Here is a 26159-nt window from a genome sequence, read left to right on the forward strand (position 1 = left end):
GCCCGATCGTCCGATCGGGCATATCTCCAGTGCACACGGACTAGACGCCCGACCAAAAGGGTCCGGCACCCGGGACGGTCCCGTACGTTGCCGACGACGGGATCCGAGAGGGGCACATGTCCACGCTGACGAAACACACAGACGTCGCCGACGAGACCGCCGGCAGGCGCTCGCAACGTCTACGAGTGTTCGTGCGACGTGCGCGTCCGATCCTGGCCGCGGTCAGTGTCGTCTATCTCTCCGAGCTGCTCCTCGAGCTCCCCATCGAGCTCGGCCACGTCGCGTGGTTCGTCATCCCCTTCACGCCGATCGCCTTCCCACTGGGCTGCCTCTTCGTCGCCTGCGTCCTCACCACGTTCTACGGCCTAACCGGCAAGCTCACGATGGCAGCGATTCTCACCGTTGGGCTGGGACTCGTCGTGACCATCGCGGATGCCGTCAAGCTCTCCATCCTCGGGGAGCCGGTCTATCCCACCGACGTCATCTGGCTGTCGGAGCCGGGCTTCCTCGTCGAGATGGTCTCGCCGCGGGTACTGGTCGCCGGCGGGGTGCTCGCCGTGGCACTGGTGGGCACGGTGGCCTGGTGGCTCGTCGTGTCCCTCCGTCGGACACGGAGTCACCGCCCTTCGGTGCGCCGAAGGGTCACGCGACTGGTCGCTCTCTGCCTCGGCGCCACCGCCCTTTGGCAGGCGACCGAGTTCCACCACCCGAACAACCTCTGGGACGCCGCCTACGAGGCCAGCGGCGCTTCTTGGAAGCCCTGGAGCCAGTCGTTGAACTATCGCGACAACGGCTTCGTGGGCGGCGCGCTCTTCAACATGCCGATCGACGCCATGCCGAAGCCATCCGGCTACAGCCGGGCCGCGATCGACGAGATCGCCCAGAAGTACGCCGTGCGCGCCGCCGCCCGCAACGCGGGCACCTCGCCAGACGCACTCGCCAAGACCAACGTCGTCGTCGTGCTCAGCGAGGGTTTCGGCGATCCCGGGAGTCTCAAGGGGATCCGCTTGGCCGAGGACCCTATCCCCAACGTCAGGTCTCTTATCCAGTCCGGCTGGGGCGGCACGACCGTGGCCAACTTCCACGGCATCGGTACCTCCACGATGGAGTGGCAGGCACTGTCGGGTGAGTACCTAGGGCTGTTCAACCCTCAGATCAGCACCCCCTATGCCATGGTCATCCCGAAGCTCAAGAACTACCCGACTGCGGTGGGCTGGTTCCAGCAGCACGGACACCGGGCGGTCGCCGTCCACCCTTACTTCCCGAGCATGTACCGGCGCCGCGCCGTCTACGACCGCTTCGGCTTCGACGACTTCATCTACGAGAGCAAGATGAAGCACACCGAGACCGTGGAGGACAACGACTTCGTCTCCGACAAGGCCGCCTACGAGGAGGTCTTGGACCAGATCGACTCCTCGTCGAAGCCTCTCCTCGTCAACCTCGTGACAATGCAGAACCACTATCCCGTGACCGGCAAGTACGACGACCCGATCCCCTCGAGCGGCGACTTCGACAAGGCCTACGGCAAGCAGGTTTCGGCATACGCCCGTGGCCTGTCCTACAGCGACGAGGCGATCGCAGGCTTTCTCGACCAGCTGAAGAAGCGGGACGAGCCGACGATCGTCGTGTACTACGGTGACCACTACCCGGCGGTGCTGAGCGATCAGGTGATCGAGGAGAACCCGGGCACACTTCATCGCCGAACACCCATGTTCGTGTGGACCTCGACCGGCGCCGAGCAGCATCGAGCGCTCAACGCCGCAAGTCCGTCAACCTTCTTGCCGCTGGTCTTCCAGCTCGCCGGACAGAGCATTCCGGCCTACTACGAGCTGATCGACGAGCTCGCGGAGAAGGTAGGAACGATCGCGCCCGGGGTCATCGTCAGACCTGACGGCACGGAGACCGCCGAGGATCAGCTGACGCCCGAACAGGAGGAGCTCGTCCACGACATGAAGATGGTCGAGTACGACTTCTCGATCGGTCACCGCTACGGCGTGTCGTCCATGTGGTACCAGTTCCCCGAAGGCAGAGGTTGAGCGCGTCTCGCCGAGATTGTCGGAGGTTCCTTCTAGCGTCGCCGTCATGAGCAGCGCCGTCCGGACCGAGCCGTCTCGTTGGGAGACCCAGCGCAGCTTCGACGAGCTCGGGCGGCCGCTCCGCGACATCACGTTCTGCGTGGTCGACCTCGAGACGACCGGCGGCTCCGCTGAGGCAGGTTCGATGATCACCGAGATCGGTGCCGTCAAGGTGCGTGGCGGGGAGCTTCTCGGCGAGTTCCAGACGCTGGTGAACCCCCGGAGCGAGATCCCCGCCTTCATCGCGGTGCTGACCGGGATCAGCAACACGATGGTCAGTGACGCCCCGGCGATCGAGTCGGCGCTCCCGGCCTTCCTCGAGTTCGCACAGGGGTGCGTGCTGGTCGCTCACAACGCGCCGTTCGACGTCGGCTTCCTCAAGCACTTCGCCGAGCGGCAGGGCCGGCCGTGGCCGAGCTTCGATGTCCTCGACACCGCGAAGCTCGCCCGGCGGGTCGTCACCCGGGACGAGACCCCGAACTGCAAGCTGTCCTCACTCGCGGTGCTCTTCAACGCCTCGACGACGCCGAACCACCGCGCCCTCGCGGATGCACGCGCCACCGTCGACGTGCTGCACGGGCTGATGGAGCGGCTCGGCGGGCTGGGCGTGCACACGCTCGAGGAGCTGCAGACGTTCTCCGGCCGGGTGACGACGGCCCAGCGGCGCAAGCGCCATCTCGCCGAAGGGCTCCCGCACGCCCCCGGTGTCTATCTCTTCGAGGACGAGCGACGGCGCGTGCTCTACGTCGGCACGTCGCGCGACCTCCGCACCCGCGTCCGCTCCTACTTCACCGCCTCCGAGACCCGCACCCGGATGGGCGAGATGGTCGGCATCGCCGAGCGGGTCACCGGCATCGAGTGTGCGACGACGCTCGAGGCGCAGGTGCGCGAGCTGCGCCTGATCGCCCAGCACAAGCCGCGCTACAACCGCCGCTCCCGCTTCCCGGAGAAGGTGCACTTCATCAAGCTGACCCGGGAGCCGTGGCCGCGGCTGGCCCTGGTCAAGCGCGTGCTCGACGACGATGCGGACTATCTCGGCCCGTTCAGCTCCAAGAAGGTCGCCGAGAAGGCGGTCCAGGCGCTGCACGACAGCTTCCCGATCCGGCAGTGCTCGGAGCGGCTGGCCCGTCGGCCGTCGAAGAGTCCCTGCGTCCTCGCAGAGATGGGCCGGTGCCTCTCCCCGTGCGACGGCAGCACCGACGAGGCGGCGTACGCCGAGGTGGTCGCGCAGCTGCAGCAGACGCTCTCGAACCGGCCCGACCGGGTCGTCGCGTCGATGACTGCGCGGATGGCGACGCTGGCCGACGACGAGCGTTTCGAGGAGGCCGGCGTGCACCGGGACAGGCTGGCCGCCTTCATCCGCGCGGCGGCCCGGACCCAGCGCCTCTCAGCGCTCACCAGGTGCCCGGAGGTTGTCGCGTCCCGCCGCGAGAACGACGGCCGGTGGTCGGTGCACGTCGTCCGGCACGGCCGGCTGGCCGCGGCCGGCGTCATACCCCCGGGGGCCAACGCCCACCAGTTCGTCGACCAGTTGAAGGCCAGCGCCGAGACCGTCACCCCTGGGCCCGGCCCGACCCCTGCTGCATCTGCTGAGGAGTCCGAGGTGATCCTGCGCTGGCTCGAGAAGCCGGGGATCCGCCTGGTCGACGTCGATGGGGAATGGACGTGCCCTGTGGCGGGAGCCAGCCGTCACCTGGCCGTCCACGACGCGGTCAACGAGTCGCGCAAGACCCTGGTCCCGTTCGACGACCGGAGAGAGATCACGACGGTCCACCAGCCGGTACGGTGACGTCGTGATCACCGCCATCGTCTTCGTGAAGGCCGACACCGCCCGGATCCCCGAGGTCGCCGAGGCGATCGCCGCCCTCGACGGCGTCAGCGAGGTCTACTCCACGACCGGGCAGATCGACCTGATCGCCCTGGTCAGGGTGCGCAACCATGACGACATCGCCGCGGTCGTCGCCGACCGGCTCAACAAGGTGCCCGGCGTCGTCGACACCGAGACGCACATCGCGTTCCGTGCCTACTCCCAGCACGACCTGGAGTCCGCCTTCTCCATCGGCCTGGACTGAACTGATCGCTTCCGGGCAGACCTTCTAGTCCGAACGGACCATTTCGCACCGGGACCGCTCCCCAAGGCAAAGGCCACCCCCTAGGTTCGACGCGCCGTGGAACTGAGAGGGAACGAACGCATGATGGCTCGTCGGGACCACCTTCGTCGCGCGCTCGCCGGCGTGACAGCGACCGTTGCGATGATCGCCGCGACGCTCACCATGGCGACGCCGTCCTACGCCGCGCCGGCAGCGCCGGTGAATCTGTCCCCGGACGGTGGAAGTGTGACCGGCGTTCCGACGCTCTCCTGGGACTGGGTCCCCGGGGCGACGAGCTACGTCATCCAGGTGTCCGGCAACCAGGACTTCACAGGCACGCTGGTCGACTCGGCCACGACGACGAACCGTCAGTACGTCCCGGACTCGACCTTGCCGGCGAGCGTCTACTGGCGAGTGGCGGCCAAGGACTCGTCCGGAACCAGCGACTACGCGACCGCCCACTTCTCTCGCACCATCGCCGCAGCGCCGACCCAGCTCACCCCGTCGAACGGGGCCAACGTCCGGCTTCCGGACGCCTCAGCGACCCTGACCTGGACCGCCGTGCCGGGCGCACTGAGCTACGACATCAAGATCGGTCCGGACTTCGACAACCCGAACGGTTTCCTCACCAAGACGCTCAAGGTCACGGCCGCCCACTACAGGCCGGCCCAGCTCGGGACGCACTTCTGGCAGGTCCGCGCCTTGGTGTCGTCGTCCGGTGGCGCCAACGTCTACACCGAGTGGTCCGCCGTGCAGACGTTCGTCGTCCAGCCACTCCGGTTGCCCGACGAGTGGGCCGACGCCGCTTCGCCCCAGGGCCTCTCGTCGGTCCAGGACGCAGTGCTCGACTGGGACCCCGTGCCGGGCGCTGTCACCTATCAGGTGCAGCTCCACACCGACCGGGCGTTCCCGAGCAGCGGCTTGATCTCGCAGACCGGCATCACCGGCACCCGCTGGGCGCGCCCCGCCACGTTGCTCAACGACCAGTACTACTGGCGGGTCCGGCCGGTCGACGCCTATGGTCTCACTCCTGACTGGAGCACCGTCCCGGTCTTCTCGTTCCAGCGGGCTTGGGCCGATCAGCCGGTGCCGACGTACCCGGCCAACAACAGCAATGTCGGGAACCCGTTCTACTACGAGTGGACTCCGGCCGACCGACTGGCCAGCCGGTATGCCGTCCAGCTGACGACTGACTCGACGTTCAACACAGACGTCCAGACCTGTTACACCGTCCACACCACCTACGTGCCGTCGAAGGACGACTGCATGCCCGATCCCGGCCTCGCCTACTACTGGCGCGTGATCGGCATCGACGGCAGCGGAAACTGGAACAGCACGAGCGTGCCGGTGACCGAGGTCGTCAACGCGCAGGTCAACCAGTTCACGATGGCCCAGTGGAAGGCACAGCGACTCTCCCCCGCCGACGGCGCGAGCGGTCCTCCTCCGACCCTGAGGTGGGCCCCCGTCAGCGGAGCCACGGAGTACCGCGTGACGCTCAGCAGCACCAACGGTGGCCCGAACACCACTTACACGACGGCAGCGACGCAGCTCGACATCACGACGAACCTCTTTCCCGAGCTCCTCACGCCGGCAGTGGAGCAGGACCTGCCCGGGGACCCTGTCCGTTTCAACTGGCAGGTCGTTCCCGTCGACGCCGCGGGTCGGGTCGGCAACGGCACCATCGCCAGCGGTTGGCAGTACACGGTCACCCAGGACGACGCCGGCACCGCCAACCAACCGAACCCGATCTCACCTGCCAACGGCACCGCCTTCGAGCGGTTCCCCAGCCTCAAGTGGACGGCCCTGCCGGTGGCTTCCACCGATCCTGAGGACGGGGACCTCTCTCGCTACACCTATCGCGTGTTCGTTCGCAAGGCCGGATCGACGGTCTGGCCGGCGACGCCCGAGGGTGTGACCTACCACGCCTCGTTCACCGACCTGGACTCGAACAACCTCGCGCCGGGCAACTACGAGTGGATGGTCCAGGCGATGGACGGACAGACTCCGGTCTCGGCGACCTCTCCGTCGAACATCGGGGCCTTCACCATCGCCCCACCCACCTCCACCACCACGATCGGCTCGGACGGTTCGCAGGTCACGCTCCCTAGCCCGGTTCCCGAGGTCGTGGGCGAGGGCGTCTCGCTCCGCGCTAACGCGACCGGCGACGCCCGCTGCACCCTCAGCGTGCAGACCGACGCCGAGAACTGCGCCGGCATCCCTGAGACACCGATCTTGAGCTGGGCCCCGATCCCCAACGCCGGCTACTACCAGATCTACCTCAGCGCCGACCAAGCCCTGACGCACCTCCTGCCGGGCTATCCGCAGCGTGTCGATCGCCCGCTGTTCCGACCGGTGGTGGAGCTTCCCGACAGCCAGGCCGGCATCGCCTACTACTGGTACGTCCAGGCCTGCACCGTCGACGGCAAGTGCGCCAGCACGGCCTCGGCGAAGTACGGCTTCGAGAAGATCGCCAACCCCGTTGTCGTGAATCCGCCGGATCCGACGTACGGAACCGATGCGACGAGCGGCGCACCGATCGTGCGCGACGACGTCACGCTCTCGTGGCAGGACTACGTCGACACGAACCTGAACGCCGACACGAGCGGCTCTGACCTCCCCGACCGTGCGACTCTGGAAGCCGACAAGTACCGCATCGAGATCGCCACGGACGCTTCGTTCGGGAATAAGGAGATCTACGATGTCGACCAGAAACAGTTCACCCTGGCCGACGACACCTACAACGAGGGCGACATCTACTGGCGGGTCCAGGCCAGGGACCAGTCCGGGAACTACCTGCCCTACAGCGCCACGCAGCACATGATCCGGCGCTCTCCCACACCAACGTTGCTCGAGCCCTCGGACGGTGGCAGCAGCTCAGGCACCCGGCTCGTCTGGCAGCCCCTGCCTTTCGCCGCCTCCTACGACGTCGAGATCTACAAGACGTGGAATGCGACGACGCAGAGCGGGGCGACCCTCTTGACGGACAACGCGGTGGCGCAGTCGATGTACGCATTCGCCACTCCGCTCCCGGCCCAGGCCACGCCGTACTACTGGCGCGTGCGGCGCAACGACGCCAAGGGCAAGGACGGCCAGTGGTCGCAGATGTTCAGCTTCCGCTGGACCGGGCAGAACCCGCAGCTGCTGTCGCCCGCCACGGGCGAGCGGGTGGAGCCCAACGAAGAGGTCTTCCGATGGGCTCCCGCTGACCCCGCGATGCCTCCGGTCGCCTACCGCTGGCAGCGCCGCAAGGCCGGCCAGACCAGCCTGACCGACAACTTCAAGACCTACGCGACGGCGTGGGCGCCGACCTCGACGATCGCCGACGGTGACTGGGAGTGGCGGGTCGTCGCGCTCGACGCCGACGACGCCGAGCTCGGTGCCACCGGTTGGCGCGCCTTCACGTCGAGCACGAAGCCCCTCGTCGTCCAGCCTCCCGAGATCACTGGGGGCGTCCAGGTCGGTCAGGTGCTGAGCGTCAGCACGATGCCGGTCTTCGAGCCCGCCGACGTCACGCTGGCGTGGCAGTGGCTGGTGAGCGGCTCGGCCGTCGCCGATGCCACCGGCACCAGCTTCACCGTCCGCCCATCCGACGTGGGCAGGGCCATCACCGTGCGTGTGACCGCGTCGCGATCCGGCTACGCCAACTCCACGGTGACGGCCGCGGCGCAGACCGGCGCGGCCGGGGAGGCCCCGCACGTCGAGGACCCCGTACCTTCGATCAGTGGGGACAGCCACGTGGGCGGCGTCCTGACGGTGGGCGCCGCGACGTGGAGCATCGACGGGGTGGCCACCAGGTACCAGTGGAAGGTGGGGACCAAGAGCGTCGGGTCGAACAGTGCAACCTCGACGTCGTACACCGTCGCTCCCTCTGACGTCGGACAACCGATCACCGTCGTGGTCACCGGGACCAGGACCAGCTACGCGACCGGCAGCTACACCACGGGCGAGGCGACCGCGATCCTCGGCATCGCACCGACGTCGCCCGTGCCCTCGGTCACCGGCACGGCGCAGGTGGGTTCGACCTTGTCCGCGAGCGGCCTCGCATGGACCCGCGCCGGCGCCTCAGCCGGCGGCAGCACGACGTACCAGTGGCGGCGCGACGGCGCGATGATCAGCGGTGCGACCCGCAGCACCTATGTGCCGACGGACTCCGACGCGGGTCACCTGGTCAGCGTGCAGGCCGCCCGAGCACAGGCCGGCTACGAGACCGGTTATGTGACCAGCACAGAGGTACTGGTCACCGCGAAGGCGAGCAGCGGCTCCTCCGGGGACGCGAGCGGCAGCACCGGAGGAGGCACGTCCACGCCTCCGGGCGCGACCGGAAGTGGTTTCGCGCTCGGTGCCCCGAGCCACTCCGGCGCGGTCGACGGGGCGCCCCGGATCGTGCGGATCACCCCGGCGGTCGGGCGCACCGTCAAGAAGAGCGGGCCCATCAAGATCACGTTCAGCGAGCCGGTCACTGGTGCCACCAAGGCCGTCCGGCTGACCTACAAGGGCAAGAAGGTCAAGCTCAAGGTGACCTACGACGCGCGCACGCGAACGCTGACGATCAAGCCGAAGAGCAAGCTCAAGCACGGCAAGAAGTACAAGATCGTCGTCAGGTCCATCGTCAAGGACCTCACCGGTGTGAGGTTCTCGACATCGTCCTGGCAGTTCAAGGCCAAGTAGTGGGTCGGCTCGGGGCCAGCGGGGAACCGCCGCCCCGAGCCGGCGTCCCTGTCGGTTCGCGAGCGTTGCCCGGATCAGGCGGAGCCGGCCACCCAGCGCTCGAGCACCTCGCGGGCCGCGCCGGAGTCGATCGCCTCGGTGGCGCGGGCGATGCCCGCCGTCAGCCCGTCGTCGAGCCCGGCACGGTCTGCGGCGTAGACCGCGAGCGCCGCACCCGCGTTGAGCACGACGGCGTCGCGGACGGCGCCCTGCTCGCCAGCCAGCAGCCGGCGTACGACCTGGGCGTTGAACGCGGCGTCTCCCCCGCGCAGCGCGTCGACGCCTGAGCGGGCGATGCCGAAGTCCCGCGGGTCGATCGTGTGCTTCGCGACCGAGCCGTCGCGCACCTGCCACACCTGGGAGGTCGTCGTGATCGTCAGCTCGTCGAGACCGTCGTCGCCGCGGAAGACCCAGGCATCCAGGCCGCGCTCGGCGAACACACCGGCCATCACGGGCGCCACGTGCGGGTCGGCGCAGCCGATCGCGCTGGCCTGCGGCCGGGCGGGGTTCGTCAGCGGCCCGAGCAGGTTGAAGGTGGTCCCGATGCCGAGCTCACGACGCGGCACGGCCGCGTAGCGCATCGCCGGGTGGAACGCAGCGGAGAAGAGGAACGTGATCCCGGCCGTCTCGGCGAGCGCCGCGACACGGTCTACGGGAAGGTCGAGCCGGATGCCCAAGGCCTCGAGCACGTCCGCGGAACCGGACTGCGAGGACGCCGACCGGTTGCCGTGCTTGACGACCTTCGCGCCCGCTCCGGCGGCCACGATCGCCGCCATCGTCGAGATGTTGACCGACATCGAGCGGTCCCCACCGGTGCCGACGATGTCGAGCAGCCGTCCGGGCACCGAGATCTGGTTGGCGCGGTCGAGCATCGCATCGGCGAGGCCGCGGACCTCGTCGATCGTCTCGCCCTTGGCCCGCAGCGCGACGGCGAACCCGGCGACCTGCGCGTCCGTGGCCTGTCCGGCGAGGATCTCGCCCATCGCCCAGCGGGTCTGCTCAGCGGTGAGGTCGGCGCGCGCGACGAGGACCCCGAGCACGTCGGGCCACGTGGTGCCGCCCATCGTCAGGCGGTGGCGGGTACGCGGTCACGAAGGAGGCCGACGACGGCCTTCGCCAGCGCGATCGGGTCGAGCGGGTGCGGGACAGCGGCGTCGGCACGCGACCACGTCGCCAGCCAGGCGTCCTGCGGACGCCCGGTCAGCACGACGATCGGCGGACACTGGTAGATCTCGTCCTTGAGCTGCTTGGCGATGCCGATGCCCCCTGCGGGGACCGCCTCACCGTCGAGGACGGCCAGGTCGATCCCGCCGGCGTCCATGTTCTGGATCACGACCGGCTCGGTGGCGACCTCGACGTACTCGACCTCGGGCAGGTCGGCGTGAGGGCGGCGTCCGAGGGCCAGGATGACCTGCTGGCGGATGTCGATGTCGTCGCTGTAGACGAGCACGCGGAGAGGCTTTGTCGCGGTCACGACCGGGACTCTACTCGCGCCGGGACGCCGTCGACCGGGGATGCCGCGCGGCCGGACACGATTCGCGCTGCCAGCGCCGTCGCGAATCCGCTCGCGAGCACCAGTCCCACGATCGCCGCGGGCCTCCGCTGCAGCCAGTACCACAGTCCGTTGGTGGTCCAGGAGTCGATCTCCGGCGTGTAGAGGTCGGTCAGCGAGCCGGGGATGATGAGCGCCCCCTGCACGATCACCAACGGCACGAGGAGTGCTCGAGCCACGCGCCCCGCACGGCTCCAGCTCAGCACCAGAGCAGGTGTGGCACAGAGCACCGCCTCGAGCTGCAGCCGGTAGCCGTAGAAGAAGAAGCCACCCGAGAACCTGTTCAGCAGGCCCTGCACCAGCAGGTAGGTGAGGCCGCCGAGGCAGAGCCACCGCGACCAGTCCGGCAGCGTGCGCCAGGCCCGGACGAGCGCCGGCAGCAGAACCAGGATGACGGGCGACCACAGGAACAGGCCGCGATGCGGCGAGACGAAGAAGCCCAGCAGGTTCACAAGGTCGACACGGTGGCCCGCGGCGTAGTCGGTGAACTGGTTGGTGTCGTAGGCGGAGGTCGGGTCCCACCTGCCGTACATCCAGTGCGTCCACACCGAGATCAGCCCGATCCAGGCGGCCCCGGCCGACCCGGCCTGCAGGACGGGACGCCACTGCCGACGATGCACGGCACACCCCAGTGCGAGGACGAGGCAGACGAGTGCGACGTGCAGCCGCCCCGTCGCGGCGACCCCGCCCCAGAACCCGACCCACCACCATCGGTCGGCTCGCGCGGCGGCGGCCATGCCGACCACGCCGAGGAGCGTCACTGTGTGCGGCCACATGGCGTCGGCCGCCACCGACCACACGGGCGTGGTGAAGGCCACCACGAGGGTCGCCGCCAGGGCCGTGCGACGCCCCGCGAGCCGGCTCAGCAGGACGAAGAGCCACGTCATGGCGGCCGCCGACAACACCGCGGCGCTCAGGCTGCCGGGGAGGACGGAGAAGTCCGACCCGCCCAGTAGCCAGTACGCCGGGACGCTGGCCGCGATGACGCCGGGCGCCCGGCCGATCATGTCGTCGCCGTCGGCGTTCTTGACCAGCCACTGTGCCCGGCTGGCATCGCTCATCAGGTTGGGATAGTCGGAGAGGGGCAGATCGGGATTGCCGGTTCGCCCGATGTGCCATGAGGCGAGGTTGGCCGTCTCAGCGTCCCAGCTCGGCAGTCGCGAGACCGTCGCGCAGTAGACGAGAGCCGTGCCGAGGAAGACGAGCACGGGGAGCCACACCGACCACCGACGCTCGCGCACAGGCGTGAGGCTGCCACAGGTAGGTCTACGGCAGGACTGAATCCGTGGAACTCAGGCGTGCCAGCGCGGACCTCTTGTCACAGGACGGCAGCCGTCGGTGTCTCATGAGTGATGATGCTCCGCCGCCGTCCGCTCCCGCGCCTCGAGGAGGTCCAGGCGCCGGTCCTCGCGCGCCGCCTCCTTCATCGAGGAGCGGACCCACTGGGTGAAGAGCACGCCGAAGAACACCAGGCCGACCAGGTCACCGGATCCCCACAGGATGCCGCCGGCCAGGTGCTGATCGTCGTGCGGGTCGGGGAGCCAGGAGCCCATCGGGCCGGCGTGGAGGTCGGGGTACCACGTGCCGCCCAGCAGATCGGTTTGTCCCATGATCGTGATGCCGAGGAAGGCGTGGAACGGCAGCGTGAGCATGGCCAGGAGCAGCCGGAAGGGGTAGGCGACCCGTCCGGGGACGGGGTCGATGCCCATGAGGGGCCAGAAGAAGAGCGCTCCGACCAGCACCAGGTGGAGGTGCATCATCTCGTGCACGTAGTCCGAGCGGAGCGACGCCTCGTACCACCCGGAGAAGTAGAGGGCCCACGGCGAGACGAGGTAGAGCGCCAGGGTGAGCGGCGGGAAGGACAGCACCTTCGCGACCCGCGAGTGCAGGACGACGAGCAGCCAGCGCCGGGGCGTGGCGGGCAGGGTGCGCAGCGCCAGCGTGACGGGAGCCCCCAGCGCCAGCGCCAGCGGGACGACCATGGCCAGGATCATGTGCTGGACCATGTGCACGGACACCAGCGTGGTGTCGTACGCCGCCAGCCCGGACGACGTGGCGAAGTAGAAGGCCCCCATCCCGAGGACCACGAACGACACGGTCCGTCCCACGGGCCAGCGGTCGCCGCGACGGCGCAGCGAGACCACTCCCCACACGTAGAGGCCGACCGCCCAGGCCGTCACGACGAACGGGACGGGGCTCAGTCCCCACTCGGTGATGACCCTGGAGAGCCCGAACGAAGGCAGGTCGAGGACGGCCCCGGAGGAGGCGCTGAGCGGGGGGAGAACCACGCTGTGAACTTTATGACCCCCTCACACAGGGGGTCGGGGTGGCCTCCCGAAGGAGGACCGCCATAATGGCACCTGTGGCGACTGCAGCTTCTGCTATTCCGGCATCCCGTCTGACGGGCCAGCACGACCGACCGAGCATGGTCAGTGTCGGGACGATCATTTGGCTCTCCAGCGAGCTGATGTTCTTCGCGGCCCTTTTCGCGGCCTACTACACGATCCGGTCGGTCAGTCCGGAGCTGTGGCCCGCGAACACGGAGAAGCTGAACGTCCCGTTCGCAGCGGTCAACACCACGATCCTGGTGCTCTCGTCGGTGACCTGCCAGATGGGCGTGTTCAAGGCCGAGGCCGGCAAGGTCGGCCGCTCCGGCCGGCTGTTCAACGTCGGCGCCTGGGGCCTGCGTGAGTGGTTCCTGCTCACCTACGTCATGGGTGCGATCTTCATCGCCGGCCAGGCCACCGAGTACGCCTCGCTGATCCAGGAGGGCGTCACGATCCCGGACTCGGCGTACGGCACGATGTTCTACCTGACCACCGGTTTCCACGGTCTCCACGTGACCGGCGGCCTGATCGCCTTCCTCTTCGTGCTCGGCCGCACCTACGTCGCGCGCACGTTCACGCACGAGCAGGCGGTGAGCGCGATCGTCGTCTCGTACTACTGGCACTTCGTGGACGTGGTCTGGATCGGCCTGTTCGCGACGATCTACATCATCAAGTGACCTGCGAAGCAGACTGAGTGAGGATTTCGAAGTGCGTCTCCTGAACCGCTCCGCCGGTCGCCTCTCGCGGCACCGTCGTGGCCCCGTCGCCGGGCTCGTCGTGCTGCTGCTGGGCCTGTTGCTCACCGGAGGGCTCTACGCGGCCGTCTCCCCCAGCTCGTCGGCGTCCTCGGCCGAGGACGACCAGGCGCTGGTCAAGCAGGGCCGCGAGCTCTTCCTGGTCGGCTGCGCCTTCTGCCACGGGCAGAACGCCGAGGGCCAGACCGACGTCAACGGCAAGCTGATCGGCCCGAGCCTGGTCGGCGTCGGCGCCGCCGCCGTGAACTTCCAGGTCGGCACCGGCCGCATGCCGCTGGCCGCGCCCGGACAGCAGGGCCCGGCCAAGCCGCAGACCTACAGCGACGACGAGATCTCCGCGCTCGCGGCGTACGTCGCCTCGCTCGCCCCCGGCCCGGCCATCCCGACCGAGGCCGACTACTCGACCGACGGCATGACCGACGCCGAGCGCCAGGAGGCGGTCGTCCGCGGCGGCCAGATCTTCCTGACCAACTGCACGGCCTGCCACAACTTCACCGGTGCCGGTGGCGCCATGCCGCGCGGCGGCTACGCCCCGAGCATCCTCAACACGTCCCCGCGCCACATCTACGAGGCCATGCTGACCGGCCCCGGCCCGATGGACGTCTTCTCCAACGGCAACCTCTCGCCGGACGAGAAGCGTGACGTGATCGCCTACATCCAGACGATGCGCGAGCAGCCGTCCTTCGGCGGCTTCAGCCTCGGCAACATGGGCCCGGTGAGCGAGGGCCTGTTCGCCTGGCTCGTCGGACTCGGGACCTGTGTCGCGTTCGCGATCTGGATCGCGGCCCACACCACCCGTTCGAGCAAGAAGAAGGAGTCGCAGGCGTGAGTGCCGACACCAGCCACGACACGGGCCACGACACGGGGCACCTGCCCATCAACGCGGCCACGGACGCGCTGCTCCCCGACCCCGGGCTGGCCGAGCACCAATGGCGGCCGACCGACGTCGACGCCAGGGCCGAGAAGCGCGCCGAGCGCCAGGTCGCCACGCTGTTCGGTCTCTCGGCGGTCGCGACGGTCCTGTTCGTGGTCTTCTACATCACCCTCAAGACCGGCACCGACGGTCACACCTTCATCGGCCTGGGCGCGTCCAACGTCGCCCTCGGCACGACGCTCGGTCTTGCGCTGCTCCTCATCGGCCTCGGCGTCATCCAGTGGGCCCGCAAGCTCATGGGCGACCACGAGATCTCCGAGCAGCGCCACCCGGCCGCCTCGTCCGAGGAGGACCGCACCGCCACGCTCGCCGCGCTCAACGCCGGGCTCGAGGAGTCGGGCATCGGCCGCCGGCCCCTCGTCCGCAACTCGCTGCTCGGCTCGGTCGCGCTCCTGGCCGCCCCGGCTGTCGTCATGCTGCGCGACCTGGGCCCGCTGCCCAACCAGGTCGTCGGGGAGTACCCCGGCGCCGGCCTGCACCACACGATCTGGGCCAAGGGCACCCGCGTCGTCCGCGACGTCGTCGGCACCCCGATCAAGGCGTCCGACATCGAGATAGGCGACCTGTTCAACGCCGAGCCCGACGGACTCTTCGACCTCGAGGGCGCCGAGCTCCAGATCGCCAAGTCGAAGGCCGCGATCGTGATGCTGCGGATGGACCCCGACGACATCATCAGCGACGTCACGCGCAACTGGTCGGTCCAGGGCATCGTCGCCTACTCCAAGATCTGCACGCACGTCGGTTGCCCGATCTCGCTCAACGAGCGGACGACGCACCACTTGCTGTGCCCCTGCCACCAGTCGACCTTCGACCTGGCCGACTCCGGCCGCGTCGTGTTCGGTCCGGCCGGTAGGCACCTGCCCCAGCTGCCTTTGGGCGTCGACGACGAGGGCTACCTCATCGCGCTCAGCGACTTCCTCGAGCCGGTCGGCCCGAGCTTCTGGGAGCGCAACACCAAGAGTCCGTCCGAGGTCGCTAAGGAGCTCAAGTCGTGAGCATCGACACTTCCAGGGTGGCTACCTCCAACAAGACCGCCGCCAACGCTGCCAAGCCTTCCAAGGCGGGCGCCGCGGCCCAGTGGGCCGACGAGCGCCTCGGCCTCGCGGCCATGGGGAAGAAGAACCTGCGCAAGGTCTTCCCCGACCACTGGTCCTTCATGCTCGGCGAGATCGCGCTGTGGTCCTTCGTCGTCCTCCTGCTCTCGGGTGTCTTCCTGACGCTGTGGTTCCGTCCCTCGATGGCCGAGGTGACCTACCAGGGGTCCTACAACCCGATGCGCGGCCTGCAGATGTCGGAGGCGTTCTCGTCGGCGCTCAACATCAGCTTCGACGTGCGCGGCGGCCTCCTCATGCGCCAGATGCACCACTGGGCAGCCATGCTCTTCATCGCGGCGATGATGATCCACCTCCTGCGGGTGTTCTTCACGGGTGCGCACCGCAAGCCGCGTGAGCTCAACTGGGTCATCGGCTCGCTGCTGCTGCTTCTCGGCACCCTCGAGGGCTTCACGGGCTACTCGCTGCCCGACGACCTGCTCTCCGGCACCGGCATCCGCGCCGCCGACGGCTTCATCAAGTCGATCCCGATCGTCGGCAGCTACATCTCGTTCTTCCTCTTCGGCGGCGAGTTCCCGGGCGAGTCGATCATCCCCCGGCTCTACACCATCCACGTGCTGCTGATCCCCGGCCTGCTGCTGGCGCTCATCGCCGCCCACATGCTGCTGCTCGTCTACCACAAGCACACCCAGTGGGCGGGGCCCGGCCGCACCGAGGACAACGTCGTCGGCTACCCCATGCTCCCCGTGTACGCCGCCAAGGCCGGTGGCTTCTTCTTCATCGTCTTCGGCGTCACCGCGCTCATGGGTGGCCTGCTGTCGATCAACCCGGTGTGGAAGTTCGGCCCCTACGACCCGACCAAGGTGACCGCGGGCTCCCAGCCCGACTGGTACATGGGCTGGCCCGACGGCGCGCTGCGCATCATGCCCGGCTGGGAGTCGCACTTCTGGGGCTCGACCTGGTCGTGGAACATCTTCCTGCCGATCATCGTCCTGCCCGGCCTGCTCTTCACCGTCGTGCTGCTGCTGCCCTTCATCGAGGGCTGGATCACCGGTGACAAGCGCGAGCACCACCTGCTCCAGCGGCCGCGCAACGCCCCGACCCGCACCGCGACGATGGTCGCCCTGATGACGCTCTACGGTCTCTTCTGGACCGCCGGCGGCAACGACATCATCGCCATCCGGCTGCACGCGTCGATCAACCAGATCACCTACTTCCTGCGTGCCGCGGTCTTCATCGGCCCGGTGATCGCGTTCCTGGTGACGCGACGGATCTGCATCAGCCTGCAGCGTCACGACAACGACCTGCTGCTGCACGGCTACGAGACGGGCGTCATCATGCGGACGCCGGAGGGCTCCTACTACGAGAAGCACCTCCCGATCAGCGACGTCGAGGCCTACACCCTCACCGTCCGCGACCGCAGCGCCGAGCAGCTGACGCCGGCCGCCGGCCCCGACACGAACGGCGTGCCGGCGCCCCAAAGCAAGCTGGGCGGCCTGCGCGAGAAGATCCGCACGCTCTACTACGCGGACGACATCGACAAGCCGACGCATGCCGAGCTCGAGGAGGCGCGTCACCACGCCGCGCACGAGGCGCACGAGCTGGCCGCGCTCGACGGCCACTCCGCGGAGGGTCACCACTTCGACGGCCGCCACCCGGTCGCCGAGGAGCCGATCCGCCCCGAGCACCACCACTGATCCACCGCAGAACGTCGGAGGGCCGGCCCGTCACATGACGGGCCGGCCCTTCCGGCATTCGACGCCCGCTCAGCGCTGGATCGAGAGCACGAGGCTCAGAGGGCCGAGCCCTCCTGGTAGTCGCCGAACGACTCGTTCCAGTCGCCGTACCCGTTGCCGAACTCCATCGGACGCGAGGTGCCGGTGTACTCCACGACATCGCCGCGACGGCTGAGGTCGTAGAGCCACTTCGCGTTGGCCGTGCTGAGGCCGGTGCAGCCGTGCGAGACGTTGGCGCGACCTTGGGAGCCGACGGACCACGGCGCGGCGTGGATGAACTCCCCCGAGTAGGTCAGGCGCATCGCCCACTGCACGTCGTCGAGGTCGTAGTACTCCGGGTTGTTCTTGCCGATCCCGATGGTCTCCGAGCGCATCCGCTTGGAGGCGGACTTCTCGATGATGACCTTCGTGCCCGACCGGGTGGTGAAGCCCGCCTTGCCGGTGGTGACCGGCAGGGTGCGGACCAGCTTCTTGTTGACGAACACCTTCATCTGGTCGGTCTGCGTGTTGACGCGATAGACGTGCGTGTCGCCCACGTGGAAGTGGACCGTACGGTCCTCCTGGCCGAAGACGCCGTTGCCCGCGGGGACGGAGTTGACCCCCACCTCCACCGTGACGTCGGTGCCGGCCTGCCAGTAGGTCGCCGGCCGCCAGTGCGCCTCGTGGTCGCTCAACCAGTGCCAGCTGCCCTGCTGGGCTGGCTGGGTGGCGACCTTCATGTGCCGCTCGAACGCCTTCTTGTTGGTGACCGGGACGTCGAACGTGACGACCACCGGCATGCCGACACCGACGGTCTCGCCGTCGAGCGGGGCGACGGAGGGGTAGGTCTGCTGGTCGAGCGAGAGCGACTGCGTCCGGAAGCGCACTTGGCGCTGCGTCGTACCGCCCTGCTCCCCCGCGGCTGTGGCCCGCACGGTGTAGAGCGTGTCCGGCTCGAGGAGGTCGTCGGCGGTCCAGGTGGTGCCGTCGGGCGACAGCGCGCCTGAGAGGGCCACCTCACCGGCCGTCACGGCGACGTGGTCGAGTCGACCGGCGTCCGCCCGCACCTGTACGCGCCGGCTGACCGGCACGTCGCGCTCGCCCTTGGTGACGTTCACGGTGACGGCGACCGGGTCCTTCACCGCCGACGGCGACGAGCTCGGGGTGCTGCCCGTCTCGGCGCCGCCGGCGCTGGGTACCGCGTCGTCGGCGTCACACCCCGTCAGGAGGGCCGCCGTCGTGGCGGCGGCGAGCACCAGTGCGACCGGCTTGCCCGAGCGCCTCACGGCGACTGCGCGGTCGTTGTTCCTCATGTTGGATCTCCAGACGGATGGTTCGACGGACGGTCGCCCGGCCGTGGCCGGAGCAACCTTAACTTCCACTCACCCACCAGACGCAAAGGCCCGCCGACCTGGTTGCAGTCGGCGGGCCTTCGTGATCGATCCGTTACTCAGTGCGCGTGGTCCCCGCGGTAGTACTCGAAGACCAACCCGGCGAGGGCGACCGCGCCGAGCACACCACCGATGATCATCAGCCAGTAGGCGGCCATGGCGGCGCCGAAGACGATGATCGCAAGCGTCGCGCCACACCACAGCGGCCACCAGGAGTATGGCGAGAAGAAGCCGAGCTCGCCGGCGCCGTCGGCGATCTCGCCGTCCTTGCGGTCCTCGGGGCGCGGGTCCATCCGCTTGGCGTGGAAGCCGAGGTAGAGCCCGATCATGCCCGTCAGGAGCGCGGTCATGAACAGGGCCGAGGTGCCGGTCCAGTCCATGCCGTGGTCGGACGCGTCGGTGATCAGCGCGTAGGCAGGCGTGACGAGCACGAAGAACACGAAGCAGCCGCCGAAGATCCAGGTCTCGGACTTCATCAGGCGTCACCCTCCTCGTGAACGGACTTGCCAGGGATGTGGACGGCGAGCTCGTCCTCGGACTCGATCTCGAGCGCCGCGATCTCCGGGTGGTGCAGGTCGAAGGCGGGCGACTCGGAACGGATCCGGGGCAGCGACACGAAGTTGTGACGCGGCGGCGGGGAGGAGGTCGCCCACTCCAGCGAGCGGCCCCAGCCCCACGGGTCGTCGACCTCGACCATGGGCGACTTGTGGGTGACCCAGAGGTTCAGGAACCACGGGATCATCGACATGCTGAGCAGGAAGGCGCCGACCGTCGAGATCTGGTTGAGCGTCTCGAACCCGTCGGACGGGAGGTAGTCGGCGATGCGTCGCTGCATGCCCTCGACGCCCAGCCAGTGCTGCACCAGGAACGTGGTGTGGAAGCCGATGAACAGCAGCCAGAAGTGGATCTTGCCCAGGCGCTCGTTGAGCATCTTGCCGGTGAGCTTGGGCCACCAGAAGTAGAACCCGGCGAACATCGCGAACACGACCGTGCCGAAGACGACGTAGTGGAAGTGAGCCACCACGAAGTAGGAGTCGGAGACGTGGAAGTCGAGCGGCGGGCTGGCCAGGATGATGCCGGTGAGGCCACCGAACAGGAAGGTCGTGAGGAAGCCGACCGACCACAGCATGGGCGTGTCGAACGAGATCGACCCGCCCCACATGGTGCCGATCCAGTTGAAGAACTTCACGCCTGTCGGAACGGCGATCAGGAAGGTCATGCCGGAGAAGAACGGCAGGTCGACCGCGCCCGTGACGAACATGTGGTGCGCCCACACCGCGACCGAGAGGATCGCGATGCCGACGGTGGCGCCGACGAGGCCGACGTAGCCGAAGACCGGCTTGCGGCTGAACACCGGGAGGATCTCGGTCACGATGCCGAAGAACGGCAGCGCGATGATGTAGACCTCGGGGTGGCCGAAGAACCAGAACAGGTGCTGCCACAGGATCGGGCCGCCGTGGGCGGTGTCGAAGACGTGCGCACCGATCTGGCGGTCCGCCTCCAGCATCAGCAGGGCACCGGCCAGGACCGGGAAGGCGATCAGCACGAGCAGGCTCGTGACCAGCGTGTTCCAGACGAAGATCGGCATCCGGAACATCGTCATGCCCGGCGCGCGCATGCAGATGATCGTGGTGATGAAGTTGACCGCACCGAGGATCGTGCCCAGACCGGCCATCCACAGGCCCATGATCCACAGGTCGCCGCCGACGCCCGGGCTGCGGACCGCGTCGGAGAGCGGGGTGTAGGCGAACCAGCCGAAGTCGGCCGCACCGAGCGGGGTGAGGAACCCGGAGGCCGCGATGAGACCACCGAACAGGTAGAGCCAGTAGCTCAGCATGTTGAGCCGCGGGAAGGCGACGTCGGGAGCGCCGATCTGCAGGGGCATGATCGCGTTGCCGAAGGCGAAGAAGAGCGGGGTCGCGAACAGCAGCAGCATGATCGTGCCGTGCATGGTGAAGAGCTGGTTGAAGAGCTCGTCGTTGACGACCTGGTTTCCCGGGAAGGCCAGCTCCGCGCGCATGATCAGCGCCATCAGGCCACCGACCAGGAACCACGCGAACGCGGTGACGAAGTACATCTTGCCGATCAGCTTGTGATCGGTGGTCGTCAGGATGCGGAACGCCATCTGGCCCAGCGGCCGGCGACCACTGGCGGTCGCCGTGCTGGGTGATGCGGTCGCGGTCACTTGTTCACTCCCTCGGTGTCGTTGTTGAGCCCGGCCTGCGTGTCGGCCTCAGCACCGCCGAGCAGCGGCTTGTCAGCCTCGTTGCCCTGGCTCTTGAGGTCCTGGAGGTAGCTCTCGTAGTCCGCCTCGCTGACCACCTTCACGTTGAACAGCATCCGCGAGTGCGACACGCCGCAGAGCTCGTAGCAGGCGCCGCGGAAGTCACCCATACGGGTCGGCGTGATCGCGTAGTGGTTCACGCGGCCCGGGATGACGTCCATCTTCATGAGGAAGGCGGGGACACCGAAGTCGTGGACGACGTCGGGGCTGTGCAGGTTGAAGCGGGTGGTCTTGTTGATCGGGAGCACGAGCGTCGGGATGCGCTCGGCGGTGCCGGCCTCGTAGACGTAGTCGGAGTAGGGGAACTCGTCATCCGCGGCGTCGTCGTCGGCCGAGCCGTCCCGCTCGCCCATGCCGTAGTTGAATGTCCACGACCACTGCTGGCCGACGACCTCGATCGTGTTGTCGACCTTGCCCTCGTCGAGGATGGCGTCCTGGGTCCGCACCGTGTGGGTGAAGAAGACGATGACCATCAGGACCGGCGCGATCGTGTAGAAGATCTCGATCGGCAGGTTGTAGCGGGTCTGGACCGGGATGTCGGACTCGCTGCGGCGGCGGTAGTGCCAGCAGGCCCAGAAGATCAGGCCCCAGACGATGACACCCGTGATCATCGCGGCGATCCAGGCGCCCTGCCACAGCGAGAGGGTGTGCTCGCCCTGGGCTGAGGCGGGGTCGGGCATCGCTGCCCGCTTCCACTCGCCCTTCGTCTCCGACGAGCAGCCCCCCAGCAGGACGACCACAGCGGCCAGCGCGACCAGCAGGGAGGTCTTCCCCACCAGTCGTCGTCCCTCCGGCTTTCCGGGCAAGTGCAGACCCACGAACGAGCCTCTCTCTCGAGCAGTCACGGCATCGGACCCGTACCCGCCGACGGGCACGAGTTCACACGTCGCACATTAGCGGAAGTGCTCCGCCCCTCGACCCACTGGGTGGCCCCTCGAAGTCTCTAGGGTGTCGATGTGAGCCACCCCGCGGTCTACCTCGACGCCGCCTCCGCCGAGCCTCTCCATCCCGCCGCTCGGGCCGTTCTCGGCGCCGCCTCCACGCGGGGATATGCCGACCCGCGGCGACTGCACGGTCCGGGTCGCGATGCGCGCCTGCTGCTCGACAACGCGCGCGAGGTGGTCGCCGCGGTCCTGGGCGTGCGCCGGGACGAGGTGATGTTCACCTCCTCCGGCTCGGCAGCGGTCCACGCCGGCCTGCTCGGGTTGCTTCCGTCCGGGGGTGCGCCCGTCGTCATGACCGCCGTCGAGCACCAGTCCGTGCCGGACGCCACGGCCTGGGCGGGAGTGCCGACGCGCGTCGTGGAGGTCGACCGCGCCGGCCGGGTCGACGCCGGGTCGATCGCCGCCGCCGCGCGGGAGGAGAGCGCCGGCCTCGTCGTCGTACAGCAGGCGAACCACGAGGTCGGGACGCTCCAGCCGGTCGACGCGGTGGCCGAGGCGCTCGGGGACGTCCCGCTGCTGGTCGATGCCGGCGCCTCGATGGGGCGGCTGCCGCTGCCCCCGGGATGGACCGCCGTGGCGGGGTCCGCCCGCAAGTGGGGCGGCCCGGGCGGGGTGGGGGTCCTCGTCGTACGCCGCTCGGCGCGCTGGCGGCACCCCTTCCCGGCCCCCGACCGGACGGAGCGCGCCGACCACGGGTTCACCGACGTGCCGGGCGCCCTGGCTGCGGCCGCGGCGCTGCAGGCCGTCGCTGCCGAGCGCGACGAGGTCGGCGGCCGGCAGCGCGCCATGATCGACCTGGTCCGCGAGCGGGTCGCCTCGATCCCGGACGTCGACCTGGTGGGCGATCCCGTCGACCGGCTCCCCCACCTGGTGACGTTCTCCTGTCTCTACGTCGACGGTGAGGCGCTGGTGAGCGCGCTGGACCGGCACGGCTTCGGCATCGCCAGCGGCTCGGCCTGCGCGGTCGACACCCGGGAGCCGTCGCGGGTGCTCGCGGCGATGGGCGCCCTCACGCACGGCAACGTCCGGCTGTCGCTGACCCGCGACACGACGCAGAGCGACGTCGAGCGGTTCCTCGACGTGCTGCCCGGCGTCGTGGCGGACCTGCGCGCGGAGGTCGCCCTGTGAGCGGCTCCGGGCCGACCCTGGACTGCCGGGGCCTGCCGTGCCCGCGGCCGATCATCGAGCTGGCCCGCCACCTGGCCGACGTGCCGGTCGGCGACGTGCTCGGCGTCGCGTCGGACGACCCCGCAGCACGCCACGACGTGCCGGCGTGGTGCCGGATGCGGGGTCAGGAGTACGTCGGCGAGGAGACCGCCCCCGACGGGGTGCCGGTCCTGCTCGTCCGGCGGCTCAGCTGAGGAACGGGGCGACCTCGGCGGCCGCGTCGGCGCCGTAGTTCTCGCTGAACCGCGTCAGGAACTCCTGGCCGGTGAAGGAGTACTCCTGCGTGCCGACCGTCTCCACGACGTACGCCGCCAGGGTGCAGCCGACCTGGGCCGACCGCTCCAGCCCGAGCCCCCAGGTAGTGGCGGCAAGGAACGCGGCGCGGAACGCGTCGCCGACGCCCGTCGGCTCGACCGCGGTGACGTTCTTGCAGGCGAGCACGGTGATCGGGTCCTCGCCCTTGCGCGAGATGCGCACGCCGTCGGCGCCGAGGGTGGTGACCTGGGTGCCCACGCGGGCGAGCACCTCCTCGGCGCTCCAGCCGGTCTTGGACTCGATGAGGTGGGACTCGTACTCGTTGGAGAAGAGGATCGACGCACCGTCGACCAGGTCGCGGATGAGCTCGCCGCTGCCGAAGGCCAGCTGCTGGCTGGGGTCGGCGATGAACGCGTAGCCGCGCTGCCGGCACTCCTCGGTGTGGCGCAGCATGCCGTCGGGGTCGTCCGCACCGATCAGCACGAAGGTCGGGTCACCGACCGAACGCACGATCGGGGCGAGCTCGATGAGCCGCGCCTCGGACATGGCACCGGGGTAGAAGCTGGCGAACTGCGCCATCGTCTCGTCGGTGGTGCAGACGAAGCGAGCGGTGTGCTTGGTCTCCGACACGTGGACGTGGTCGCAGTTGACGCCGTGCCGCTCGAGCCAGGAGCGGTAGTCGCCGAAGTCCTCACCCACCGCGCCGACGAGCACCGGAGCGAGACCGAGCGTGCCGAGGCCGAAGCAGATGTTGGCCGCGACGCCGCCGCGACGGATCTCGAGGTCGTCGACGAGGAAGCTCAGCGAGAGCTTGTCGAGCTGCTCGACCACCAGCGAGTCGGCGAACTTGCCGCGGAAGGTCATCAGGTGGTCGGTGGCGATCGACGCGGCGATCAACAGGGAGCCAGACACGTGGCCGAACACTACCGCTTCGTACCGCTTGGAGTACCCATCGGTAGTGCCTAGCGTCGATCGCATGACCGACGCCCAGCAGACCTCCGGCCTCGCCTACGACGACGCCCCGATGGCCTCGGACTGCCGCGCCGCGCAGGCGCGTCTGGAGCTTTCGCGGTCGTTCGCGAGGGTCGCGCGCGCGGCCTCGCGTCCCGCGCCCAGCATCGGCTTCGACGCCTTCACCGAGGTGGCCAAGCCTGACATCGATCCCACGGTCGCCGCTCGCCGGATCGCAGCGGCCCTCGGGCTCGACCTCGTCTGAGCCGTCCGTTCTCTTTCCTCCCGGAAAGGCAACAGCCCCCGCCGATCGGCGGGGGCTGTCGTCCTCAGCGGATCAGTGGAACGAGTCGCCGCAGGCGCAGGAGCCGGTCGCGTTCGGGTTGTCGATCGTGAAGCCCTGCTTCTCGATCGTGTCCACGAAGTCGATCATGGCGCCGTTGAGGTAAGGGACGCTCATCCGGTCGACGACGACGGAGACGCCGCCGAAGTCGGTGACGGTGTCACCGTCGAGCGTGCGCTCGTCGAAGAAGAGCTGGTAGCGCAGGCCCGAGCAGCCACCCGGCTGCACCGAGATGCGCAGCGAGAGGTCGTCGCGACCCTCCTGCTCCAGCAGGCTCTTCACCTTGGAGGCCGCGACGGGGCTCAGGTTGATCTGGTCCTCCCGGCGGTCGGTCAGCACTGGGGCGGCGACCGTCTGGGTCGCACCCGACGTCGTCGCGGTGGTCGCGGTCGTCTCGGTGGTGGCGCCGTGGCCGTGGCCGCAGCCGCATCCGTCGCTCATTGATGACTCCATCTCGTCGAGCAGAACTGGTTCAACAGTTCCCAATCGTCGCACACACCCGGTTATTCCCCACCCCGCCGAGGGGACCAGCTGCGCGCGACCCGCTCGGCGAGCGCGGCCAGCGACCCCGCCGGATCGGCCAAGGCACGCTCCTCCCCCACCACGTCGACCAGCGCGTACGCCGACTCCACACCGAGGGCCCGCATCTCCCGGGCCCCCACGTCGACGCGCCCCGCGAGCACCACGCATGGTCGGGCCGCCCGGGCCGCGACGTCGGCCACCCCGTAGGGGACCTTCCCGGCTCGGCTGGAGAAGTCGAAGGCGCCCTCGCCCGTGACGACGAGATCGGCGCGGCGAGCCTTCGCGAGCAGGCCGACCGCGTCGGCGAGCAGCGCCAGACCCGGCTGCCGCCGCGCGCCGGCCACCAGCAGCCCGTAGCCGAGCCCACCGGCCGCGCCGGCGCCCGCCTCGAGCGCCAGTCGGCGGCCCGACGGCCCGGCGGCGGCGGCCAGGTCCTGCAGGGCGCCGTCGAGAGCCGGGAGCTGGTCCTCGGTCAGCCCCTTCTGGGGTCCGTAGACCTTCGTCGCGCCGAAGAGCCCGGTGAGCGGGCTGTCGACGTCGCTGGCCGCCACGATCTCGACCTCCGGCGACGCCGGGACGGTGAGGGACGTGATCCCGGTGAGCGCTGCACCGCCCTGGTCGAGCGGCCGGTCGGCGGTCGCGCCGAGGGCGGCCAGGAAGCCCGCACCGCCGTCGTTGGACCCGCTGCCGCCGAGGCCGACGACGACCCGCCGGGCGCCGGCGTCCGCGGCGGCGAGGACGAGCTCCCCGACGCCGTAGGTCGTGGCGGACCCGGCCCCGCTTGCGCCGGTCAACGCGAGGCCGCACGCCTGCGCCGACTCGACGTAGGCGGTGTCCCCGACCACGAGGATCGTCGCGGGCGTCGGCTCGCGGTGCGGCCCCGTCACGGTGACGGCCAGCAGCTCACCGCCGAGGGTGGCGTGCAGGACGTCGACGAAGCCCGGACCGCCGTCCGCCATGGGGACGAGCTCGAGCTCGTCGTCCGGAGCGTGCCGGGACCAGCCGGCCGCGATCGCCTCCGCGGCCTCGACGGCGGTCAGCGTGCCGGCGAACTTGTCAGGGGCGATCAGGATCCGCACGGGTGAGACCCTAGGC

Annotated in this window: 22 protein-coding genes; 11 read left to right on the forward strand and 11 right to left on the reverse strand. The window is 69.2% G+C overall.

Features of this window, described 5'->3' with window-relative positions:
* Positions 1 to 191 precede the first annotated feature (191 nt).
* The 4 genes from BM236_RS06000 (at position 192) to BM236_RS06015 (ending at position 8833) form a co-directional block, all read left to right on the forward strand.
* A complete protein-coding gene (locus BM236_RS06000) occupies positions 192 to 2036 on the forward strand; it encodes an LTA synthase family protein (RefSeq protein WP_175507565.1) in 1845 nt (614 codons plus the stop codon).
* Positions 2037 to 2082: 46 nt separating this feature from the next.
* The gene (locus BM236_RS06005) at positions 2083 to 3864 is read left to right on the forward strand and encodes a DEDD exonuclease domain-containing protein (protein WP_091121348.1); all 1782 of its coding nucleotides are present in this window, start codon (positions 2083 to 2085) and stop codon (positions 3862 to 3864) included.
* Positions 3865 to 3868: 4 nt separating this feature from the next.
* Positions 3869 to 4147: an Lrp/AsnC family transcriptional regulator gene (locus BM236_RS06010; RefSeq protein ID WP_091121350.1), complete on the forward strand. Its 279-nt coding sequence runs from the start codon at positions 3869 to 3871 to the stop codon at positions 4145 to 4147.
* Positions 4148 to 4309: 162 nt separating this feature from the next.
* The gene (locus BM236_RS06015; RefSeq protein ID WP_175507566.1) at positions 4310 to 8833 is read left to right on the forward strand and encodes an Ig-like domain-containing protein; all 4524 of its coding nucleotides are present in this window, start codon (positions 4310 to 4312) and stop codon (positions 8831 to 8833) included.
* Between the two features lie 74 nt (positions 8834 to 8907).
* Here BM236_RS06015 and trpD read toward each other — a convergent pair whose 3' ends face one another.
* The 4 genes from trpD to BM236_RS06035 all read right to left on the reverse strand — a co-directional run bounded on the left by trpD (position 8908) and on the right by BM236_RS06035 (position 12712).
* Positions 8908 to 9936: an anthranilate phosphoribosyltransferase gene (gene trpD, locus BM236_RS06020; RefSeq protein ID WP_091121354.1), complete on the reverse strand. Its 1029-nt coding sequence runs from the start codon at positions 9934 to 9936 to the stop codon at positions 8908 to 8910.
* 2 nt (positions 9937 to 9938) lie between these two features.
* Positions 9939 to 10346 carry an Rv3143 family two-component system response regulator gene (locus BM236_RS06025; protein ID WP_091121356.1) on the reverse strand — a complete coding sequence of 136 codons (408 nt, stop codon included), beginning with the start codon at positions 10344 to 10346 and terminating at the stop codon, positions 9939 to 9941.
* Complete coding sequence (locus BM236_RS06030; protein WP_139230038.1) at positions 10343 to 11665, reverse strand: hypothetical protein; 1323 nt, start codon at positions 11663 to 11665, stop codon at positions 10343 to 10345. The genes BM236_RS06025 and BM236_RS06030 overlap by 4 nt, the downstream gene beginning before the upstream one ends.
* A 102-nt stretch (positions 11666 to 11767) precedes the next feature.
* A complete protein-coding gene (locus tag BM236_RS06035) occupies positions 11768 to 12712 on the reverse strand; it encodes a cytochrome c oxidase assembly protein (RefSeq protein WP_091121360.1) in 945 nt (314 codons plus the stop codon).
* Between the two features lie 65 nt (positions 12713 to 12777).
* Here BM236_RS06035 and ctaE point away from each other — a divergent pair, with 65 nt between their 5' ends.
* From ctaE to qcrB, 4 genes are read left to right on the forward strand one after another with little or no spacing between them, the layout of a single operon-like run.
* A complete protein-coding gene (gene ctaE, locus BM236_RS06040; RefSeq protein WP_091121362.1) occupies positions 12778 to 13428 on the forward strand; it encodes an aa3-type cytochrome oxidase subunit III in 651 nt (216 codons plus the stop codon).
* Between the two features lie 31 nt (positions 13429 to 13459).
* Positions 13460 to 14335 carry a cytochrome bc1 complex diheme cytochrome c subunit gene (gene qcrC, locus BM236_RS06045; RefSeq protein WP_091121364.1) on the forward strand — a complete coding sequence of 292 codons (876 nt, stop codon included), beginning with the start codon at positions 13460 to 13462 and terminating at the stop codon, positions 14333 to 14335.
* Positions 14336 to 14376: 41 nt separating this feature from the next.
* Entirely contained in the window at positions 14377 to 15435 is a 1059-nt protein-coding gene (qcrA, locus tag BM236_RS06050) for a cytochrome bc1 complex Rieske iron-sulfur subunit (RefSeq protein WP_425434186.1), read from the forward strand.
* Complete coding sequence (qcrB, locus tag BM236_RS06055; RefSeq protein ID WP_175507567.1) at positions 15432 to 17189, forward strand: cytochrome bc1 complex cytochrome b subunit; 1758 nt, start codon at positions 15432 to 15434, stop codon at positions 17187 to 17189. Before qcrA ends, qcrB begins: the two co-directional genes overlap by 4 nt.
* A gap of 95 nt (positions 17190 to 17284) precedes the next feature.
* On the opposite strand, the gene BM236_RS06060 is transcribed toward qcrB, so the two are convergent.
* The 4 genes from BM236_RS06060 to ctaC form a co-directional block, all read right to left on the reverse strand.
* Positions 17285 to 18520, reverse strand: coding sequence for a L,D-transpeptidase (locus BM236_RS06060; protein WP_091121368.1), 1236 nt, complete (start codon positions 18518 to 18520; stop codon positions 17285 to 17287).
* A gap of 137 nt (positions 18521 to 18657) precedes the next feature.
* Positions 18658 to 19074 (reverse strand): cytochrome c oxidase subunit 4, encoded by a 417-nt coding sequence (locus BM236_RS06065; protein ID WP_091121371.1) that lies wholly within the window; start codon positions 19072 to 19074, stop codon positions 18658 to 18660.
* A complete protein-coding gene (gene ctaD / locus BM236_RS06070) occupies positions 19074 to 20723 on the reverse strand; it encodes an aa3-type cytochrome oxidase subunit I (protein ID WP_091121565.1) in 1650 nt (549 codons plus the stop codon). The genes BM236_RS06065 and ctaD overlap by 1 nt, the downstream gene beginning before the upstream one ends.
* A gap of 56 nt (positions 20724 to 20779) precedes the next feature.
* Positions 20780 to 21658: an aa3-type cytochrome oxidase subunit II gene (ctaC, locus tag BM236_RS06075; RefSeq protein WP_245750165.1), complete on the reverse strand. Its 879-nt coding sequence runs from the start codon at positions 21656 to 21658 to the stop codon at positions 20780 to 20782.
* Between the two features lie 180 nt (positions 21659 to 21838).
* On the opposite strand from ctaC, the gene BM236_RS06080 reads away from it, so the two are divergent.
* Complete coding sequence (locus BM236_RS06080; protein WP_175507568.1) at positions 21839 to 22954, forward strand: cysteine desulfurase family protein; 1116 nt, start codon at positions 21839 to 21841, stop codon at positions 22952 to 22954.
* Positions 22951 to 23187 carry a sulfurtransferase TusA family protein gene (locus BM236_RS18880; RefSeq protein WP_175507569.1) on the forward strand — a complete coding sequence of 79 codons (237 nt, stop codon included), beginning with the start codon at positions 22951 to 22953 and terminating at the stop codon, positions 23185 to 23187. The genes BM236_RS06080 and BM236_RS18880 overlap by 4 nt, the downstream gene beginning before the upstream one ends.
* On the opposite strand, the gene BM236_RS06085 is transcribed toward BM236_RS18880, so the two are convergent.
* Complete coding sequence (locus tag BM236_RS06085) at positions 23180 to 24160, reverse strand: carbohydrate kinase family protein (RefSeq protein ID WP_245750166.1); 981 nt, start codon at positions 24158 to 24160, stop codon at positions 23180 to 23182. The two genes, BM236_RS18880 and BM236_RS06085, sit on opposite strands and share 8 nt — an antisense overlap.
* 64 nt (positions 24161 to 24224) lie before the next feature.
* On the opposite strand from BM236_RS06085, the gene BM236_RS06090 reads away from it, so the two are divergent.
* Positions 24225 to 24464, forward strand: a complete 240-nt coding sequence (locus tag BM236_RS06090; protein WP_091121375.1) for a hypothetical protein — start codon at positions 24225 to 24227, stop codon at positions 24462 to 24464.
* A 72-nt stretch (positions 24465 to 24536) separates the two neighbouring features.
* Here the strand turns inward: BM236_RS06090 and erpA are convergent, their stop codons facing one another.
* Together erpA and BM236_RS06100 are read right to left on the reverse strand one after the other, a co-directional pair.
* A complete protein-coding gene (gene erpA / locus BM236_RS06095; RefSeq protein ID WP_342714151.1) occupies positions 24537 to 24983 on the reverse strand; it encodes an iron-sulfur cluster insertion protein ErpA in 447 nt (148 codons plus the stop codon).
* Positions 24984 to 25045: 62 nt separating this feature from the next.
* A complete protein-coding gene (locus BM236_RS06100; protein ID WP_091121377.1) occupies positions 25046 to 26143 on the reverse strand; it encodes a glycerate kinase family protein in 1098 nt (365 codons plus the stop codon).
* Positions 26144 to 26159 lie beyond the last annotated feature (16 nt).

The organism is Nocardioides terrae, from assembly GCF_900112345.1.
GTDB lineage: Bacteria > Actinomycetota > Actinomycetes > Propionibacteriales > Nocardioidaceae > Nocardioides > Nocardioides terrae.

Excerpts from the sequence above, each read along its gene's own strand:
- BM236_RS06005 (WP_091121348.1), top strand. The coding sequence starts at position 2,083 with ATGAGCAGCGCCGTCCGGACCGAGCCGTCTCGTTGGGAGACCCAGCGC.
- trpD (WP_091121354.1), bottom strand. The coding sequence starts at position 9,936 with ATGGGCGGCACCACGTGGCCCGACGTGCTCGGGGTCCTCGTCGCGCGC.
- ctaE (WP_091121362.1), top strand. The coding sequence starts at position 12,778 with ATGGCACCTGTGGCGACTGCAGCTTCTGCTATTCCGGCATCCCGTCTG.
- BM236_RS06060 (WP_091121368.1), bottom strand. The coding sequence starts at position 18,520 with ATGAGGAACAACGACCGCGCAGTCGCCGTGAGGCGCTCGGGCAAGCCG.
- BM236_RS06065 (WP_091121371.1), bottom strand. The coding sequence starts at position 19,074 with ATGAAGTCCGAGACCTGGATCTTCGGCGGCTGCTTCGTGTTCTTCGTG.
- ctaD (WP_091121565.1), bottom strand. The coding sequence starts at position 20,723 with ATGGCGTTCCGCATCCTGACGACCACCGATCACAAGCTGATCGGCAAG.
- BM236_RS06090 (WP_091121375.1), top strand. The coding sequence starts at position 24,225 with ATGACCGACGCCCAGCAGACCTCCGGCCTCGCCTACGACGACGCCCCG.
- erpA (WP_342714151.1), bottom strand. The coding sequence starts at position 24,983 with ATGAGCGACGGATGCGGCTGCGGCCACGGCCACGGCGCCACCACCGAG.